Origin of the sequence: Bradyrhizobium sp., from assembly GCF_050014615.1 — a bacterium.
GTDB lineage: Bacteria > Pseudomonadota > Alphaproteobacteria > Rhizobiales > Xanthobacteraceae > Bradyrhizobium.
Genome location: NZ_JBEKCZ010000137.1, coordinates 1 through 14425, shown reverse-complemented (window position 1 = coordinate 14425; position 14425 = coordinate 1). Strand labels below are relative to the sequence as shown.

Genomic DNA, 14425 nt, shown 5'->3' with positions numbered 1-14425 from the left:
ACACGCCTGCGGCTGACCTGAAGGAGGTTGCGATGAAAGTCGAAGACATCCTGCGCAAAAAGACTGCCCGCGTTGCCACGGTCCGGATGAATGAAACCGTGGCCATTGCCGCCCAATTGATGCGCGCCAGCAATATCAGCGCGCTGGTGGTCAAGGATGTCGTCCACACCGAGGGCAATACCGCGGTCGGCATGTTCACCGAGCGCGACGTCGTGCGCGCCATCGCCGACCACGGTGCCGCCGGCGTCAATCTGAAGATTTCGCAATTGATATCGGTGCAACAGCTGGTCTCCTGCACGTCGACCGATACACTGGAACATGTTCGTCATCTCATGAACACGCGCCACATCCGGCATCTGCCCGTCATCGACAATTACAGCCTGATCGGCGTCATCAGCATCCGCGACATCTCAACCGCGTTCGATGACGCGGCAACCGCCCCGGCACGATCCGTCGCCTGACCACCCTCTCCGCTTCGGCGGCCATCGCGCCGGCCCTGAGTGCCGCTCAAAGCCGGCGCGTGAGGTCGGCTGACATTTCCCTCACCCACATTCGAAGGGACGTCATGAAAATCTGCATCTACGGCGCCGGCGCGATCGGCGGATATCTCGGCGTACAATTCGCCCGCGCCGGCGCCGATGTCAGCCTGGTCGCGCGCGGCGCGCATCTCGCCGCCATGCGTGCTCACGGACTGAAGCTGCTGATCGGCGATGAAGAACGCGTGGTGCGGCCGCGCTGCACCGACAACCCCGCCGAACTCGGGCATCAGGACTTCGTCATCATCTGCCTGAAGGCCCATTCCATCACCGGCGTGATCGAAACGATGCAGCCACTGCTCGGCCCGCATACCCGCATCGTCACGGCGGTCAACGGAATTCCCTATTGGTATTTCTACAGACATGGCGGCCGCTACGAGGGCTCGACGCTGGAGAGCATCGATCCCGGTGGACGGCAATGGCGCGAATTGGGTCCGCAGCGTGCCATCGGTTGCATCGTCTATCCCGCCACCGAGATCGAAGCCCCCGGCGTGATCCGCCATGTCTATGGCGACCGCTTTCCGATCGGGGAGCCGTCGGGCGAGATCAGCCCGGACGTACAGCGGCTCTCCGCGCTGTTCACCGCGGCCGGATTGCAGGCGCCGGTGCTGGAGCGCATTCACGACGAAATCTGGCTCAAGCTCTGGGGCAATGTCTGCCTCAACCCGATCAGCGCGCTGACCCATGCGACGCTCGATGTGATCTGCTCCGATCCGGCAACGCGCGCGCTGTCGAAGGCGATCATGCTGGAGACCCAGACGATTGCCGAAAAATTCGGCGTCAGGTTCCGGGTCGACGCCGAGCGGCGGATCGAGGGCGCGCGCAAGGTCGGCGCGCACAAGACCTCGATGCTGCAGGATCTGGAACGCGGACGTCCGATGGAGATCGACCCCTTGGTCTCTGTGGTTCAGGAAATGGGCCGTTTGACAGAGACCCCGACCCCGGCGCTCGACACCGTGCTGGCGCTGGTCGTGCAGCGCGCGGAGATCGCCGGACTGCGCGGCGTCAGTCCGCCGGCGCAAATAAACTCGCCTGCAAAGCTACCCGCGAACTCCCCCGCTTTTGCATGATCGGATTGCCGTGACCGGCGGCGCACCCGGTGGACATTTGCCGGTCGCGACGGCATCCTGCCTCCCTGAAAACCAAAAGAGATCAAGGCGCGCACGACGCCGGGGAAACGATTCTAAAGGGCAGGCCATGATCAAAACACGATTTACCGAGCTCGTCGGCGTCGAACATCCGATCGTCCAGGGCGGGATGCAATGGGTCGGCCGCGCCGAACTGGTCGCGGCGGTCGCCAATGCCGGGGCGCTCGGCTTCATTACCGCACTGACGCAGCCGACGCCCGAAGACCTGACCAAAGAAATCGCGCGCTGCCGTGGCCTGACCGACAAGCCGTTCGGCGTCAATCTGACCATTCTGCCGTCGATCAAGCCGCCGCCTTACGCGGAATATCGTCAGGCCATTATCGAGAGCGGCATCAAGATCGTCGAGACCGCCGGCAACAAGCCGCAGGAACACGTCACCGAGTTCAAGAAGCACCGCGTCGTGGTCGTGCACAAATGCACCAGCGTCCGCCACGCGCTGTCGGCGGAGCGCATGGGGGTCGATGCGATTTCGATCGACGGTTTTGAGTGCGCCGGACATCCCGGCGAGGACGATACCCCCGGCCTCATTCTCATTCCGGTGGCCGCCGACAAGGTCAAAATTCCGATGATCGCTTCGGGTGGATTCGGCGACGGCCGTGGCCTGGTCGCGGCCCTCGCGCTCGGCGCCGAGGGCATCAACATGGGCACGCGCTTCATGTGCACCAAGGAGAGCCCGATCCATCAATTGATCAAGGAAAAGATCGTCGCCAATGACGAACGCGAGACCGAACTGATCTTCCGCACCATGCGCAACACCTCGCGCGTCGCCAAAAACGCGGTCAGCACCAAAGTGGTCGCGATGGAAAGGGAGGGTGCTACCTTCGAGCAGGTTCGCGAACTCGTGGCCGGCGCCCGCGGCAAAATGGTCTACGCGACCGGCGATGCCGATGAGGGCATCTGGTCCGCCGGCCAGGTGCAGGGCCTGATCCACGATATCCCGAGCTGCGCGGAGCTGGTATCACGCATCATGCGCGACGCCGAAGCCATTATTCAAAGCCGGCTCGAAGGCATGATGTCCGGCACCCGCCGTCAAGCCGCCGAGTAGACCGCTTCCATCCCACCAACCGAGAATGATCGCATGAAGGCCTATGTCTACGGCGCCAATGGCGCTGCCATCGCCGATGTCGCCAGGCCCGCGCCGAAAGGCACGCAGGTCTTGATCCGGGTGCACGCCTGCGGCCTCAACCGTGCCGACCTCGGCATGACCAAGGGCCACGCCCATGGCGCCGCCGGCGGCGCCGGCACCGTGCTGGGCATGGAATGGGCGGGCGAAGTCGCCGAACTCGGTCCCAACGCCGGGGGTGTCAAGGTCGGCGACAAGGTGATGGGGTCGGGCGGCGCCGCCTTCGCCGAATATACGCTGGCCGATCACGGCCGGCTGTTCCGCACGCCCTCGAATATGAACTTCGAGGAAGCCTGCACCCTGCCGATCGCCATTTCCACCATGCACAATGCCGTCGTGACCAACGGCGCCTTGCAGCCCGGCCAGACCGTCATGATTCAGGGCGCCAGCTCCGGCGTCGGCCTGATGGCGTTGCAGATCGCCAAGCTCAAGGGCGCCAAATTGGTGGTCGGTTCTTCAACCGATGCGGCGCGGCGCGGCAGGCTGAAGGAATTCGGCGCCGATCTGGCGGTGGATTCCAGCGATCCCGGCTGGGTCGATCAGGTGTTGCAGGCGACCGGCGGCGAAGGCGTCGATCTGATCGTCGACCAGGTGTCCGGCAAGGTCGCGAGCCAGAATCTCAAAGCCACCAAGGTCAAGGGCCGCATCGTCAATGTCGGCAGGCTCGGCGGCACCCACGCCGATTTTAACTTCGACCTCCACGCCGCGCGCCGCATCACCTACATCGGGGTTACCTTCCGCACCCGCTCGATCGAGGAAATCCGCGAGATTTTCGACGAGGTCCGCAAGGATATCTGGCCGGCGGTGGAATCGCGCAAACTGCAGCTGCCGATCGACAAGGTGTTTTCCTTCGCCGACATCGGCAAGGCGTTCGAGCACATGGAGGCCAACAAGCATCTCGGCAAGATCGTCGTGACGCTGTAATCCCTGGATGTCTGCGGCGCGGAGCAGCGCTGTTGCGTTGCTCCGCGGAGCCGGTCCGCACACCCCTCACAAGTGGCTCGGATCAGCAGCATAGGCTGGGCGTTGTGCCGCATCCGGGAACCGCGGTGATAGCGTTTCTTTAGTCAGAACAATTCGCAACAATTGCTGTTGCAACTGAGTTGCGATTGCGGCTTGAGCGCGTCTTTAATGTTGCATGACGGGCTGCTAAACCGCGCCCATGAATCACCCCGATCACACCGTCAAATCCCGCGTCGCGGCGATCTCGATCTTTGCCAGCGCCGGCATGGCCGCGGCCAAATTCGCGGTCGGCGCCAGCATCGGCAGTCTCGCGCTGATCTCCGAGGCGCTGCACTCCTCGGTCGACGTGGTCGCGACCGTCATCACCTGGATGGTGGTGCGGGTTTCCGACCGGCCGGCGGACCAGGAACATCATTACGGCCACGGCAAGCTGGAGAGCGTGTCGGCGCTGGGCATTATCGCGATGCTCTACGTGCTGGCGGGCGGCATTCTGGTCGAATCCTACAGCCGTCTGCGCGAAGGCGCGCCACCGCCGACACTGTCGGCGATCCCGTTTATCGTGCTGCTGATCGATATCGCCGTGAATTTCTGGCGCGCCCGGGCGCTGCACCGGGCCGCGCACGACACCAAGAGCCAGGCTTTGGCCGCCGACGCGCTGCATTTTGCCTCCGATGTGCTGGGCTCGGTCGCCGTCATCATCGGACTGGTGCTTTCGGGGTTGGGCTATGCCTGGGGCGATGCCGCCGCCGCCATCGGCGTCGCCGTGATGATTGCCGCGCTGGGCATGCGGCTGGCCCGTTCCACCGTCGAAACCCTGGTCGACCGCGCCCCTGAAGGCGTCTCCGAGAAAGCCGATGCGGCGATCAGGACGGTGCCGGGCGTGGTCGATGTCGAACGGCTGCGGGTGCGGATGGTGGGGTCGACCCATTTCATCGACGCCATCGTGCAGGTGCCGCGCACCTACCCGATCGACCGCGTCGACGAGATCAAGCGCAAGGCGCAGCAAGCGATCACCGAAGCGCTCGATGATGCCGACCTGACATTCACCGCCGTCCCGGTCGCCCGCAACAATGAAAGCGTGCGCGAACGCATCATGGTGATCGCCCGCAATTCCGGTCTCGCCATCCATCATGTCACCGTGCACGATCTCGGCGGCAAGCTCACCGTCAGCATCGACCTCGAAGTCGACGGTGATATGGCGCTGACCGCCGCCCACGACATCGCCCAGGAGCTGGAGCGCAACATCCGCGACGAATTCGGCGAGGATGTCGAAGTCGACACCCATATCGAGCCGCTGGAACCGGAATTGCCGCTGGGCACCGATGCCGCGCCCGACCGTGTCGAGACGATACGGACGGCACTGGCGCGCTTTGCCGCCGATGGCGCGATCCATGACATCCACAATGTCCGGGTGCGCGATACCGATGCCGGTGAAATCGTGAATTTTCATTGCCGCGCCGCGCCATCGATGAGCGTGATCAAGGTTCACGAGAATGTCGACGAGATCGAGCGCGCGTTGCGGCGCGCGTTTCCGACCGTGAAGCGCGTCATCAGTCACGCCGAGCCACCGGGCGCGGCTTGAAATCCGAAATTCCGGGCGCGTTCCCGTTTCGGACTCACTTCGCAGGTAAATTTGCGGACATTTCGGAGTCCCGATTCGACGTGGACAAGATTTATTTGCATTAACGAATCGTTGACTCTCGACAGCCCGCAAAAACTGGATTCAAATCGCTCTGATTCGGAAGCAACTGGGGTTCTTCCGGACGGGGTGCAGGCAAGTTTCCAAGGGGGCTATAGGCATGGCGCGCGCACACGCGGCGAGCGAGTGCGTCCAATCCGATTCGATCAAGGGATTGGCGCAATCGATCGCAAAACCAGCCTATCACAGGCTGTTGATAGCGGAGCCCGCGCTTCGCCGAGCTGTGCCCACCCTTATCATCGCGTTCCTGATCACCATCTGCCTCGGCGCCTTCGTGCAGGTGGTCGATCAGAGCCGGCAAAAGCACACCGCCATCAAGCGCGACCTCGCGGCGGTCGCCGATTTACTCGCCGAGCGCCTCGATCGCATCGCCTCTGTCCGGCAGGATCGCGCCGTCACCTTTGAGCGCCTGCAGCTGCTGCTGCCCGGCCTCATTCCTTCCTGGGCCGTCGCGCCCGGCCGGCACGTGATCGTCACCGGCGCCGACCAGCGCATTCTCGCCCGCGTCCCGATCGAGGAAGTTGCGCTCGGCGACACCAGCCGCATTCTCGACGCCGTCAGCGCGGCGCTGTCGCTGGGCACGCTCGGGCAGCCGGGCAGCGTCACCGACATCATTCTGCCGAACGGCAGCGGAGCACTGGCGGTTCAGCACATCGTCAAATCACTGCCCGGCCAGGTCATCATCATCCAGGAAAAGGTCGATTCGCTCTGGCGATCGGACGCGGCCCTGTCGGTGACGCTTTCGGCCACCACCGGCTTTGTCGTGTTGATCCTCGGCTTCGCGTTCCACTGGCAATCGACCCGCGCGCGCGAAGGCGATCTCATCAACGACGCCGTGCGCGGGCGTATCGATACCGCGCTCAATCGCGGACGCTGCGGATTGTGGGACTGGGATCTGTCGCGCGGCCGCATCTTCTGGTCGCAATCGATGTTCACGATGCTCGGCCTCGACACCCGCAGCGACCTCTTGACCTTCGGCGAGGTCAACGCGCTGGTGAAGTCCGACGATATCGATTTATTCGCCATCGCCGATCAATTGATCTCCTCGAAGATCAATCACATCGACCAGACCTTCCGCATGCAGCACACCGACGGTCACTGGATCTGGTTGCGGGTTCGCTGCGAGCTTAGCCAGGGCGCGGCCGATGCCGGTATGCACCTGATCGGTATTGCCGTCGATATCACCGAACAAAAGAGCCTGGCCGAGAAGACCGTCGAGGCGGATCTGCGGCTGCGCGACGCGATCGAGACCATCCCGGAAGCCTTCGTGCTATGGGACGCGGGAGATCGCCTGGTCCTGTGCAATTCGCATTTCCAGCGGCTGCACAAGCTGCCGGATTCGGCGGTGACGCCGGGCACGTCCTATGAAACCGTGATCGAGGTCGGCAGCATGCCGGAGGTCCGCACCCGGCTGCACGAAGCCGGGGCCCCGGCGCCGGGCGCGCGCACCTTCGAGGCGCAACTCGATGACGGCAGCTGGCTGCATATCAGCGAACGCCGCACCAAGGACGGCGGCTACGTCTCGGTCGGCACCGACATCACCCGCATCAAGGAACACGAACAGAAGCTGGTCGACAACGATCTGCGCCTGCGCGCCACCGTGATCGACCTCAAACGTTCGCAGACCGCGCTCGAACGCCAGGCCATCGAACTCGCCGACCTTGCCGAAAAATATTCCGAAGAGAAAAACCGCGCCGAGGAAGCCAACCAGACCAAATCCAAATTCCTCGCCAATATGAGTCACGAGCTGCGCACGCCGCTCAATGCCATCATCGGATTTTCCGAGATTATGGAAAGCGGGATGTTCGGAACGCTCGGCTCGGAAAAATACCAGGAATATTGTCACGACATTCTCACCAGCGGTCACTATTTGCTTGAAGTGATCAACGACATCCTGGACATGTCGAAGATCGAGGCCGGCCGCATGAAGCTCGACATGGAGCCGCTGGATCTGTCGAAGACGCTGGCGGAATCATTGCGGGTAGTGTCCGGCCGCGCCAACGACAAGCACCTGCTGCTCGATGCGGATATCGAGCGGGTCATTCCCGTGGTCGCGGATCGCCGCGCGACCAAGCAGATCATCGTCAACCTGCTTTCCAACGCGGTCAAATTCACACCCGACGGCGGCAAGATCATAGTCCGCAGCCGGTTGCTCAGCGATTCGATCGTGCTGATGATTGCCGACACCGGGATCGGGATCGCGCCGAACTCGTTGCGGCGGCTCGGCAGACCGTTCGAACAGGTCGAGAGTCAGCTCACCAAGACCTATCACGGCTCCGGGCTTGGGCTGGCGATCGCGCGGTCGCTGACCAATCTGCACGGCGGATCGATGCGGCTGCGCTCGAAGCTCGGCACCGGCACCGTGGTCTTCGTGTCACTGCCGCGCGACGCGCGCAAACCCGACCCGCAGATCGCCAGACTGGCTCTGGAACTTTCCAGCAAGGTGGAATTCGGTTTGCTGCAGGAAAAGGCGCTGGCTTCCTAATTAGGATTCCAGCGTCGGCGCGACTTCGCGCGCGATTTGCGCAAGCGCGGCGATCAGCGGCGTCAGCGGGTCGCGCTGCGGAACCACCAGCCCGACGCTGTAGGTGACGGTGGGATCGACGATGGGAATGGTGCGCACCGCGTCCGACAGGCCCAGCGTCTGCGCCAGCTGCGCCGGCATCACGCTGGCCCAGCGTCCGGTCTTGACGTGGGTATAGAGCACGATGATGGAGTTGGAGGTCAGGGTCGGCGTCGCCTCGACGCCGGCGGATCGAAGCGCGCGATCGATGATGCGGCGGTTCTGCATGTCGGGCGTCAGCAGGCACAACGGCACCTGCCCGACTTCCTTCCATGTCACCTGATCGCGATCGCCGAACATGCCATCCGGCGAGGTCAGCAAGCGATAGCTCTCGTTGTAGAGCGGGATCGATCGGACCTTGCCGAGCGGCTCGTTTTCCAGATAGGTCAGGCCGGCATCGACCTCCAGGTTCTCGAGCAGGCCGAGTACCGCGATCGAGGTGCTGGACACGATACGGAAGCGCACGTCCGGATGGCGGGCCCGAAACGGCGTGGTGAGCGATTCAACCATGCCGAGCGCGGTCGGGATCGCCGCGATGGCGATTTCTCCGGAAAGTCCGTCCTTGAGGGTCTTGATCTCCTGCCGCATCGCGCGGGCGTCGCCGACAATGCGCCGCGCCCAGTCGAGGGTGCGCTCGCCTTCCGGCGTAAAGCCCTGGAACCGCGAGCCGCGCTGCACCAGCATGACGCCGAGCATTTCCTCGAGCTGCTTGAGGCTGGTCGACATCGTCGGCTGGGTGACGCCACAGGCCTCGGCGGCGCGCCCGAAATGACGTTCCTTGGCCAGCGCGAGCAGCAGTTCAAGCTTGTCGATCAAAAAAACCTCACTATTTCAGGGTAGTAAATACCATGCTCGGTGCCGGACGAACACGCCAAAAGCCGGCTGGCATGAGGGATGCGGCCGTATCGGCCCCGATTCATTCGATTTTCATATCGGCTGATATCATACTCTTATCGATCGCGTTTCCGTATCGCAGCATGAGACAGCTTTATTGATATTTGGATCGATTCCAATATTCATGCGTTTGGTAATAAGTCTCTGATAGAGAAGGCAGATGGCACCAGTTTACGAACCATGGGATGCCACACGCGGCGCGGAAATTATTGCGGAGCACACCCACCTGGAAGGTGCGACGCTGGTGATCCTGCATGCCCTCCAGGAAGCGTTCGGCTACGTGCCGGAGCCGGCGATCCCGATGATCGCCCACACGCTCAATTTGTCCCGCGCCGAGGTCCATGGCGTCTTCACCTTCTACCATGATTTCCGTCATGAGCCTGCCGGCCGGCATGTGCTGAAGCTATGCCGCGCCGAAGCCTGCCAGGCGGCCGGCGGCGATGCGCTGGCGGCGCGCGCGGAAGCCAAGCTCGGCATTGCCATGGGTGACACCACCGCCGACGAGCGGGTGACGCTGGAGCCGATTTATTGCCTCGGCCTGTGCGCCACGGCCCCCTCGGCGATGCTGGATGGCCGCGTCGTCGGACGGCTGGATGAAGCGCGCATCGACGCGCTGGTGGCGGAGGCACAGCGATGAGCCTGCGTATTTTCGTTCCCCGCGATGCCGGTGCGGTAGCAGTCGGAGCCGACGAAGTCGCTCTGGTGCTGGGGCTTGCGGCCGGCAAGCGCGGCATTGAAATCGAGATCGTCCGGACCGGCTCGCGCGGGCTGTACTGGCTGGAGCCGATGATCGAGGTCGCCACACCGCAAGGGCGTGTCGCGTTCGGCCCGGTAAGCGAGTTTGATGCCAATTCCGTGCTCGACGCGATGCTGTCCGGCGGCGAACATCCGTTGCGGCTTGGCATCGCCGACCAGATTCCATGGTTGAAACGGCAGACCCGCCTGACTTTCGCCCGATGCGGCGTGATCGATCCCCGCTCGGTCGAGGATTATCGCGCCCATGACGGCTACAAGGGTCTCGAGCGCGCGCTCACGCTGACACCGGATGCCATCCTCGCCGACGTCACCGCCTCCGGACTGCGCGGCCGCGGCGGCGCCGGCTTTCCGACCGGGATCAAGTGGAAGACGGTTGCCCAGACCAGCGCCGAGCAGAAATACATCGTCTGCAATGCCGACGAAGGCGACAGCGGCACCTTCGCCGACCGCATGATCATGGAAGGCGATCCCTTCGTGGTGATCGAAGGCATGACAATTGCCGGCCTCACCGTCGGCGCCACCAAAGGCTACATCTATATCCGCTCGGAATATCCGCATGCGGTGGAGGCGATGAACGCCGCGATAGCGGCCGCCAAGCGCGCCGGCTATCTCGGCGCCCGGATTGGCGGCTCGGCCCACAGCTTCGATCTCGAAGTCCGGGTCGGCGCCGGCGCCTATGTCTGCGGCGAAGAGACCTCGCTCTTGGAAAGCCTCGAGGGCCGACGCGGCATCGTGCGCGCGAAGCCGCCGCTGCCCGCGCATAAGGGCCTGTTCGGCAAGCCGACCGTGATCAACAACGTGCTGTCCTTCGCGGCGATCCCCTTCATCCTGGCCGGCGGCGCCAAAGCCTATGCCGATTTCGGCATGGGCCGTTCCCGCGGCACCATGCCGATCCAGCTCGCGGGCAACGTGAAATATGGCGGACTGTTCGAGGTCGCCTTCGGCATCACGCTCGGCGAGTTGGTCGACGATGTCGGCGGCGGCACCTTTACGGGACGTCCGGTTCGCGCGGTGCAGGTCGGCGGGCCCCTTGGGGCCTACTTCCCCCGCGCGCTGTTCGACACACCGTTCGATTATGAAGCCTTCACGGCTCGCGACGGCCTGATCGGCCATGGCGGCATCGTGGTGTTCGACGACAGCGTCGATATGTCGAAGCAGGCGCGGTTCGCGATGGAGTTTTGCGCGATTGAATCCTGCGGCAAGTGCACCCCTTGCCGGATCGGCTCGACCCGCGGCGTCGAGACCATCGACAAGATTCGCGCCGGCGAGCGCGTCCAGGAAAATATCGCCGTCATCGAAGACCTCTGCAACACCATGAAATTCGGCTCGCTCTGTGCGCTGGGCGGCTTCACGCCCTACCCCGTATCGAGTGCGCTGAAGCATTTCCGGGAAGATTTTGGCCCGGCCCCCACGCGCCTGCAGGCTGCGGAATAGACTTTAGAATAAAGGACGATCGCCATGTCGTTGATCCATGAAATCGATTTCGGAACGCCGCGCTCCAAATCCGAAAAGACGGTGACGCTGACCATCGACGGCCAGAGCATCACGGTGCCGGAGGGCACCTCGATCATGCGCGCGGCGATGGAAGCCGGCACCCAGATTCCAAAACTCTGCGCCACCGACATGGTGGACGCTTTCGGCTCCTGCCGGATGTGCCTGATCGAGATCGAGGGCCGTGCGGGGACGCCGGCGTCCTGCACCACTCCGGCCGCGCAGGGCCTGGTGGTTCATACCCAGACCGAACGGCTGAAGAAGCTCCGCAAGGGTGTGATGGAGCTCTACATCTCCGACCATCCGCTGGATTGCCTGACCTGTGCGGCGAACGGCGACTGCGAATTGCAGGACATGGCGGGCGCGGTCGGCCTGCGCGATGTGCGCTATGGCTATGCGGGCGAAAACCACGTGTTCGCCAAGTCGGGCGGCGCCGCCAATGCGGCCTGGATGCCGAAGGATGAATCCAACCCCTATTTTACCTATGACCCCTCGAAATGCATCGTCTGCTCGCGCTGCGTGCGCGCCTGCGAAGAAGTGCAAGGCACCTTCGCGCTGACCATCTCGGGCCGCGGCTTCGAGAGCCGGGTCTCGCCCGGCATGAGCGAGAGTTTTATGGGCTCCGAATGCGTGTCCTGCGGCGCCTGCGTGCAGGCCTGCCCGACCGCGACGCTGACCGAAAAATCCGTGATCGAAATCGGCCAGCCCGAGCATTCGGCGGTGACCACCTGCGCCTATTGCGGTGTCGGCTGCACCTTCAAGGCGGAGATGCGCGGCGAGGAAGTCGTGCGCATGGTGCCCTACAAGGACGGCAAGGCCAATCGCGGCCATTCCTGCGTCAAGGGCCGCTTCGCCTGGGGTTACACCAACCATAAAGAGCGCATCCTCAACCCGATGATCCGCCGCAAGATCACCGACCCCTGGCGCGAAGTGTCATGGGATGAGGCGTTCGACTACGCGGCCTCCGAGTTCAAGCGCATCCAGGCCAAATATGGCCGCGACTCCATCGGCGGCATCACCTCGTCGCGCTGCACCAACGAAGAAACCTATCTGGTGCAGCAGCTGATCCGCGCCGGCTTCGGCAACAACAACGTCGATACCTGCGCCCGCGTCTGCCACTCGCCGACCGGCTATGGCCTCGCCACCACCTTCGGCACCTCGGCCGGCACCCAGGACTTCGACTCGGTTGAATACACCGACGTGGTCCTGATCATCGGCGCCAACCCGACCGACGCGCATCCGGTGTTCGCCTCGCGCATGAAGAAGCGGCTGCGCGCCGGCGCCAAGCTGATCGTGGTCGATCCGCGCCGCACCGATATCGTCCGCTCCACCCATGTCGAGGCGCAGCACCATCTGCCGCTGCTGCCGGGCACCAACGTCGCCGTGCTGACCGCGATGGCCCATGTGATCGTCACCGAAGGTCTGGTCGACGAGGCCTTCGTTCGTGAACGCTGCGACTGGAGCGAGTTCCAGGATTGGGCCAGCTTCGTCGCGCTGCCGAAGAACAGCCCGGAAGCGACCGCGATTGCGACCGGCGTCGATCCGAAGGAGCTGCGTGCCGCGGCCCGGCTGTTCGCCACCGGCGGCAATGGCGCGATCTATTACGGGCTCGGCGTCACCGAACACAGCCAGGGCTCGACCACCGTCATTGCCATCGCCAACCTCGCGATGGCGACCGGCAATATCGGCAAGCCCGGCGTCGGCGTGAACCCGCTGCGCGGCCAGAACAACGTTCAGGGCGCCTGCGACATGGGTTCGTTCCCGCATGAACTGCCCGGCTATCGCCACATCTCCGGCGACGCTGTGCGCGAGTCCTTCGAGGCGATGTGGCACGTCAAGCTCAACAAGGAACCGGGCCTGCGGATTCCCAACATGTTCGATGCCGCCGTCGAGGGCACGTTCATGGGCATCTATGTCCAGGGCGAGGACATCCTGCAGTCCGATCCCAACACCAAGCATGTCGTCGCAGCGCTGTCGGCGATGGAATGCGTCATCGTCCACGATCTCTTCCTCAACGAAACCGCGAACTACGCGCATGTGTTCCTGCCGGGATCGACCTTCCTCGAGAAGGACGGCACTTTCACCAACGCCGAGCGCCGGATCCAGCGCATCCGCAAGGTGACGACGCCGCGCAACGGGCTGGCCGACTGGGAAGTCACCATCCGCCTCGCCAAGGCAATGGGCTATGAGATGAAGTACAGCCATCCGTCCGAGATCATGGACGAGATCGCGGCGCTGACGCCGACCTTTGCCGGCGTATCCTATGCCAAGCTCGACGAACTCGGCTCGGTGCAATGGCACTGCAACGAGAAGGCGCCGCTCGGCACCCCGGTGATGCACATCGACGGCTTCGTGCGCGGCAAGGGCAAGTTCGTCATCACCGAATATATCCCCACCGACGAGCGCACCGGTCCGCGCTACCCGCTGCTGCTGACCACCGGCCGCATTCTCAGCCAGTACAATGTCGGCGCCCAGACCCGGCGCACCGACAATATCATCTGGCATGAGGAAGACCGGCTCGAGATGCACCCCCATGATGCCGAGCAGCGCGGCGTGCACGACGGCGACTGGGTCAGGCTGGCGAGCCGCGCCGGCGAAACCACCTTGCGCGCCCTGCTGACCGAACGGGTCGCGCCGGGCGTGGTCTACACCACGTTCCATCATCCGGACACCCAGGCCAACGTCATCACCACGGAGTATTCCGACTGGGCCACCAACTGCCCGGAATACAAAGTCACGGCGGTGCAGATCTCGCCTTCCAACGGTCCTTCCGAGTGGCAAAAGGCGTATGACGAACAGGCCCGTCATTCCCGGCGCATTGCGCCTGTTGTGGAAGCCGCGGAGTAGTCGTGTCCGATCCGGTTCGTACCGTCGATCGTCAGGTCTGGCGCGACGGCCACAGCAGCGAAGGCAAAAGGGCGATCCCGGAAGAGACCGCGATCGCGCTCACCTATAATGGCGGCACCTATGCCGTCATGATGGCCACGCCGCAGGATCTGCGGGATTTCGCGGTCGGTTTCAGCCTGAGCGAAGGCATCGTGCTGTCGGCGCAGGAAATCGAGACATTCGAGGCCGTGGAACTCGATGACGGCATCGAACTGCGGATGTGGCTGGCGCCGTCCAGGGCGGACCGGCTGAGCGAGCGGCGGCGGCACATCGCGGGCCCCACCGGCTGCGGGTTGTGCGGGATCGATTCCATCGCGGAAGCCGTTCGCCCGGCGGCCGTCGTCGCGCCGGGCCGGTCATTCGCCG

At 63.8% G+C, this 14425-nt stretch carries 11 protein-coding genes; 10 read left to right on the top strand and 1 reads right to left on the bottom strand.

Translation table 11 applies throughout. The features are described from left to right. Positions 1-32: 32 nt before the first annotated feature. From ABR948_RS20765 to ABR948_RS20740, 6 genes are all read left to right on the top strand, one after another. Positions 33-461: a CBS domain-containing protein gene (locus ABR948_RS20765; RefSeq protein ID WP_428121466.1), complete on the top strand. Its 429-nt coding sequence runs from the start codon at positions 33-35 to the stop codon at positions 459-461. Between the two features lie 104 nt (positions 462-565). Further along, on the top strand, positions 566-1606 hold the full coding sequence (locus tag ABR948_RS20760; RefSeq protein ID WP_428121463.1) for a 2-dehydropantoate 2-reductase: 1041 nt from the start codon (positions 566-568) through the stop codon (positions 1604-1606). A 127-nt stretch (positions 1607-1733) separates the two neighbouring features. Next, positions 1734-2729: an NAD(P)H-dependent flavin oxidoreductase gene (locus tag ABR948_RS20755; RefSeq protein ID WP_428121460.1), complete on the top strand. Its 996-nt coding sequence runs from the start codon at positions 1734-1736 to the stop codon at positions 2727-2729. Between the two features lie 33 nt (positions 2730-2762). Beyond that, positions 2763-3731: a zinc-binding dehydrogenase gene (locus ABR948_RS20750; protein ID WP_428121457.1), complete on the top strand. Its 969-nt coding sequence runs from the start codon at positions 2763-2765 to the stop codon at positions 3729-3731. Between the two features lie 238 nt (positions 3732-3969). After that, on the top strand, positions 3970-5352 hold the full coding sequence (locus tag ABR948_RS20745; RefSeq protein ID WP_428121455.1) for a cation diffusion facilitator family transporter: 1383 nt from the start codon (positions 3970-3972) through the stop codon (positions 5350-5352). Positions 5353-5569: 217 nt separating this feature from the next. Beyond that, complete coding sequence (locus tag ABR948_RS20740) at positions 5570-7954, top strand: PAS domain-containing sensor histidine kinase (RefSeq protein ID WP_428121452.1); 2385 nt, start codon at positions 5570-5572, stop codon at positions 7952-7954. Here the strand turns inward: ABR948_RS20740 and ABR948_RS20735 are convergent, their stop codons facing one another. Then, on the bottom strand, positions 7955-8848 hold the full coding sequence (locus ABR948_RS20735; RefSeq protein ID WP_428121450.1) for a LysR family transcriptional regulator: 894 nt from the start codon (positions 8846-8848) through the stop codon (positions 7955-7957). 238 nt (positions 8849-9086) lie between these two features. Between ABR948_RS20735 and ABR948_RS20730 the strand changes: the two genes are divergently transcribed. The 4 genes from ABR948_RS20730 to ABR948_RS20715 form a co-directional block, all read left to right on the top strand. Next, a complete protein-coding gene (locus ABR948_RS20730) occupies positions 9087-9563 on the top strand; it encodes a formate dehydrogenase subunit gamma (protein ID WP_428121448.1) in 477 nt (158 codons plus the stop codon). Then, entirely contained in the window at positions 9560-11116 is a 1557-nt protein-coding gene (locus tag ABR948_RS20725; protein WP_428121446.1) for a formate dehydrogenase beta subunit, read from the top strand. The genes ABR948_RS20730 and ABR948_RS20725 overlap by 4 nt, the downstream gene beginning before the upstream one ends. A 24-nt stretch (positions 11117-11140) precedes the next feature. Then, the gene (gene fdhF, locus ABR948_RS20720) at positions 11141-14020 is read left to right on the top strand and encodes a formate dehydrogenase subunit alpha (RefSeq protein WP_428121443.1); all 2880 of its coding nucleotides are present in this window, start codon (positions 11141-11143) and stop codon (positions 14018-14020) included. 2 nt (positions 14021-14022) lie between these two features. Further along, positions 14023-14425 (top strand): formate dehydrogenase accessory sulfurtransferase FdhD (locus ABR948_RS20715; RefSeq protein ID WP_428121441.1); only part of this gene is annotated, 403 nt, incomplete at its 3' end.